Source organism: Dietzia sp. E1 (assembly GCF_014145015.1).
GTDB lineage: Bacteria > Actinomycetota > Actinomycetes > Mycobacteriales > Mycobacteriaceae > Dietzia > Dietzia cinnamea_A.
The window spans coordinates 1-4,633 of the sequence record NZ_JAALDU010000304.1; the positions used below are offsets into that span (position 1 = coordinate 1).

Genomic DNA, 4,633 nt, shown 5'->3' on the forward strand with positions numbered 1-4,633 from the left:
AGCGCGCCCCCCGTGTTTTTCAACATCTGTACTGTTTCGACCTCGCCAGGCCACCAGTCGTCTATCGTCCGGACAAAGTCCGTTCACCCTCGACGACGAGGCTTCCCACCGTGCAGATACCGTCCTCCCCGGCCGCCGGAGACCCGGTGGCCGACACCCGGCCCGAGCGCAGGGCGCGGCCCCGACGCGCGCGCCTGGCCGGGCCCCTCGGCGAGAAACTCCTGTTCCTCGCACTGGTACTGCCCAACCTCGCCCTGCTCGGGATCTTCGTCTACCGACCGCTGATCGACAACATCCGGCTCAGCTTCTTCGACTGGAACATCTCCTCCCCCACGTCCACCTTCATCGGATGGTCCAACTACATCGAGTGGTGGAACCGTGCCGACAGCTGGGAGGTCGTGCAGAACACGGTCATCTTCACCGTCGCGGCCGTGGTGGGGTCGATGGTCCTGGGCCTCGCGTTGGCACTGCTGCTGGACCAGCAGCTGGTGGGCCGTGGGATCGTCCGCTCGGCGGTGTTCGCCCCGTTCGTCATCGCCGGCGCCGCCATCGGCGTGGCCTTCCAGTTCATCTTCGACCCCCGGTTCGGGATGATCTCCGCGCTGCTGACGATGGTCGGGCTGCCGGTGCCGAACTTCTATCAGGACCCGGACTGGGCCCTGTTCATGGTCACCGTGACCTACATCTGGAAGAACCTCGGCTACAGCTTCGTCATCTACCTCGCCGCCCTCCAAGCCAAGCCCGCCGAACTCTACGAGGCCGCCGAGATGGACGGCGCCGGACGGTGGGCGACCTTCCGCTCGGTCACCCTGCCGCTGCTGCGCCCCACCACATTCTTCCTGTCGATCACCGTCATGCTCAACTCGCTGCAGGTGTTCGACATCATCTACGTGATGACCCGCGGCGGGCCGCAGGGCAACGGCACCACCACGATGGTGTTCCAGGTGTACCAGGAGACGTTCCAGAACTTCCGCGCCGGCTACGGAGCCACGGTCGCGACCATCATGTTCCTGGTCCTGCTCGTCATCACCGCCATCCAGGTCCACGTGATGGACAGGAGGACAACGTGAACCCGATCGCCGGCCGGTCGCGGGCCTTCAGGATCGCCGGGTACCTGGCGATGCTCCTGGTACTCGCCACCATCGCCCTGCCGCTGTACTGGGTGCTCGTCACCTCGTTCAAGACGCCCGACATGGTCTACATCCAGCCGCCCGCCTGGTGGCCGGACCCCGTCACCGCGGACCCCTACTCGCGGGTCGTGGAACAGGTGCCGTTCCTGCGCTACTTCACCAACTCGCTCGTCATCACGGGCGCGCTGGTCATCGCCAAGCTCGTCCTGGGCATCCTCAGCGCCTACGCGTTCGTCTATCTGCGCTTCCCCGGCCGCGGCCTGGTGTTCATGCTGGTCCTGGCCGCGCTCATGGTGCCCAACCAGATCACCGTGATCTCCAACTACGCGCTCATCTCCCAGCTGGGCTGGATCAACACGTTCCAGGGCATCATCTTCCCGCTCGCCGGCGTCGCGTTCGGCACCTTCCTCATGCGCAACCACTTCCTCACGCTGCCCTTCGAGATCATCGAGGCCGCGCGCATGGACGGGTGCGGTCACATGAAACTGCTGCTGCGGGTCCTGCTGCCCATGAGCTGGCCCACCGTGGTGGCGTTCGCCCTCATCACGATCGTCAACGAGTGGAACGAGTACCTCTGGCCGTTCCTCGTGGCCTCGGACGAGACCGTCGCACCGCTCCAGGTCGGGCTCGCGCGCCTCATCTCCACCGACGCCTACATCGACTGGCCGATGGTCATGGCCGCCACGATCCTCACCATCACCCCGATCCTCATCGTGTTCCTGCTCCTGCAACGGCACATGATCAAGGGCCTCACCTCCGGCGCGGTCAAGGGCTGACCGCGCCGCCCCGTCCAGACCACCCTCCGTCAGGTTCGACCTCGAGAAAGGCATCAACGCCATGAATCCCCTGAACCGCAGGCTATTCCTGGGTCTCCTCGGCGCCACCGCCGCCACCGTCACCGTCGCCGGCTGCGCCGGCACAGGCGGCGACGACACCTCCGGCGACGCCGGCAGCGGCGGCGGTGGTGGAGGTGACGCGGGCACCATCACCTTCTGGTCGAACCATCCCGGCGACTCCAAGGCCGTCGAAGAGGAGCTCATCGCCACCTTCAGCCGGGAGAACCCCGACCTCACCGTCAACCTCGTCGACGGCGGCAAGAACTACGAGGAGGTCGCCCAGAAGCTCAACGCGGCCCTCACCGGCAACGACGTCCCGGACGTCGTCGTGGTCTCGGACGTCACCTGGTTCAACTTCGCGCTCAACGACCAGCTGACCCCACTGGACGACCTGTTCGCCGAGGCCGGCGTGGACACCAGCAGCTACGTCGACGCGCTCATCGGTGACTACGAGCTCGAGGGCAAGACCTACGGCCTGCCGTTCGCCCGCTCGACCCCGCTGTTCTACTACAACAAGCAAATCTGGGACCGGGCCGGCCTGCCCGACCGCGGCCCCGAGAGCTGGGACGAGTTCCTCGACTGGGCGCCCCGGATCCAGGAGACGATCGGCGAGGGCAAGCACGCGATCGCCATGTACGACGGCTCCAACTACCTCGACTGGACCATGCAGAACATGGTGTGGGACGAGGGCGGCGCCTTCTCCCGCGACTGGGAGGCGACCTTCACCGACCCCGCCACCATCGCCGGGGTGGAGAAGCTCAAGCGGATCAACGACGAGGGCTTCCTCGTGGTCTCCGCCGACTCGATCACCGAGTTCGGGTCCGGGTTGGCCGCGTGCGCCATGGCCTCGACCGGCTCGCTGCGGACCGCGATCGAGAACGCCCAGTTCGACTTCGGAACCGCCTTCCTGCCCGGCGCCCGGGCCAACTCCTCCTGCCCCACCGGCGGCGCCGGCCTCGCCATCCCCGCCAAGATCTCCGACGAGCGCAAGATCAACGCGCTCAAGTTCATCGACTCCATCACCTCCACCCAGAGCACCGCGATCTTCGCGCAGGCCACCGGCTACATGCCGGTCCGCAAGAACGCCCGCGAAGCCGAGGAGATCCGGGACTACCTGGCCGAGACCCCGCAGGCCGGCACCGCGATCGACCAGCTCGAGTTCACGCGCCCGCAGGACAACGCGCGCGTGTTCGTGCCCAACGGCGGCACCCGGATCGGCGGCGGACTCGACAAGGTCCTCGCCGGGCAGGACGTCCGGCAGGTGATGGAGGAACTCCAGACCGAAACCCAGCAGATCATCGATACGCAGCTCACCCCGAAGCTCGGCTGAGCGGCTCACCTCCCGCCACCCCGGCGGGACCCGAGTCCGCGGGCGGGCGGGTCGGCGACCGACCTCGTCGTCGTCGTCGACCCCCCGCCTTCCCACCACCCCCGCCCAGGAGACCCACCCCACCATGGCCACCGCCCGGTTCGACCACGCCACCCGGCGCTTCGAGACGTCCTCGGCGCCCGCCGTCGACTCGCTCGACATCGACATCGCCGACGGCGAGTTCCTCGTCCTGGTCGGCCCGTCCGGGTGCGGCAAGTCCACGAGCCTGCGCATGCTCGCCGGCCTCGAGCCGGTCGACTCCGGGCGCGTCCTCATCGACGACCGTGACATGCAGCGCGTGGCGCCCCGCGACCGCGACGTGGCCATGGTCTTCCAGAACTACGCCCTCTACCCCACCATGACCGTCGCGCAGAACATGGGCTTCGCCCTGCGCAACGCCGGCGTCAACAAGACCGACACCCGCCGACAGGTGGAGGAGGCCGCCCGGATCCTGCAGCTCGAGGACCTGCTCGACCGCAAGCCGTCCCAGCTGTCGGGCGGCCAGCGCCAGCGCGTCGCCATGGGTCGGGCGATCGTGCGCCGCCCCAAGGTCTTCTGCATGGACGAACCCCTGTCCAACCTCGACGCCAAACTGCGCGTGTCGACCCGCGGGGAGATCGCCGGACTGCAGCGTCGGCTCGGCGTGACCACCGTGTACGTCACCCACGATCAGGTCGAGGCCATGACCATGGGCACCCGGGTCGCCGTGCTCGACAAGGGCGTCCTCCAGCAGGTCGCCGCACCCCGAGAGCTGTACGACCGGCCCGTCAACGCCTTCGTCGCCGGGTTCATCGGCACCCCCGCCATGAACCTCGTCGAGGTGCCCGTCACCGCGGGCCGCGCCCTCGTGGGCGACGCCCAGATCGACGTCCCCGCCTCCCTCGGCGGCCGCGACCGCATCATCCTGGGCGCGCGCCCCGAGGCCCTGCGACTGGTCGGCGCCGGCGAGCCCGGGCTGGAGCTGACGGTCGACCTCGTGGAGGAGCTCGGCGCAGAGGCGTTCGCCTACGGGCACTCCGACGCCGGCGAGCGCATCGCGATCCGCCTCGACCGCGGGCACGGCACGGCGGTGGGCGAACGGATCCGGGTGCGCCACATCGACGCCGAGGTCCACGCGTTCGACGTCGAGACCGGCGACCGCATCGACTGAGCGCCAGCCCGTCCCGGCCGTCCCGGCCGCAGCCGCTCCTCCCGATGGCGCCTCGCGTGTGCCCCGGTACGCGGCGTCGGCAGCCGCTCCTCTCCATGGCGTCTCGCCCACCCCGCGCGGAAGTTGTCAACCTGGTTTAAGACAGGTT

The 4,633-nt window shown here is 68.5% G+C and carries 4 protein-coding genes; all 4 read left to right on the forward strand.

Going from position 1 to position 4,633, the window contains the following annotated elements; all coding sequences use genetic code 11:
- The first annotated feature begins 194 nt into the window (after nucleotides 1-194).
- The 4 genes from G6030_RS10625 to ugpC all read left to right on the forward strand — a co-directional run bounded on the left by G6030_RS10625 (nucleotide 195) and on the right by ugpC (nucleotide 4,485).
- Nucleotides 195-1,070 carry a sugar ABC transporter permease gene (locus G6030_RS10625; protein ID WP_182643102.1) on the forward strand — a complete coding sequence of 292 codons (876 nt, stop codon included), beginning with the start codon at nucleotides 195-197 and terminating at the stop codon, nucleotides 1,068-1,070.
- A gap of 50 nt (nucleotides 1,071-1,120) precedes the next feature.
- On the forward strand, nucleotides 1,121-1,906 hold the full coding sequence (locus tag G6030_RS10630; RefSeq protein WP_187701728.1) for a carbohydrate ABC transporter permease: 786 nt from the start codon (nucleotides 1,121-1,123) through the stop codon (nucleotides 1,904-1,906).
- A 61-nt stretch (nucleotides 1,907-1,967) separates the two neighbouring features.
- On the forward strand, nucleotides 1,968-3,296 hold the full coding sequence (locus G6030_RS10635; RefSeq protein ID WP_182643100.1) for an ABC transporter substrate-binding protein: 1,329 nt from the start codon (nucleotides 1,968-1,970) through the stop codon (nucleotides 3,294-3,296).
- A gap of 124 nt (nucleotides 3,297-3,420) precedes the next feature.
- Nucleotides 3,421-4,485: a sn-glycerol-3-phosphate ABC transporter ATP-binding protein UgpC gene (ugpC, locus tag G6030_RS10640; protein ID WP_182643101.1), complete on the forward strand. Its 1,065-nt coding sequence runs from the start codon at nucleotides 3,421-3,423 to the stop codon at nucleotides 4,483-4,485.
- The last annotated feature ends 148 nt before the right edge of the window (nucleotides 4,486-4,633 follow it).

Bases quoted from the DNA above. Each gene is read 5' to 3' on its own strand.
- G6030_RS10630 (WP_187701728.1), top strand. From the start codon at position 1,121: ATGCTCCTGGTACTCGCCACCATCGCCCTGCCGCTGTACTGGGTGCTC.
- G6030_RS10635 (WP_182643100.1), top strand. From the start codon at position 1,968: ATGAATCCCCTGAACCGCAGGCTATTCCTGGGTCTCCTCGGCGCCACC.
- ugpC (WP_182643101.1), top strand. From the start codon at position 3,421: ATGGCCACCGCCCGGTTCGACCACGCCACCCGGCGCTTCGAGACGTCC.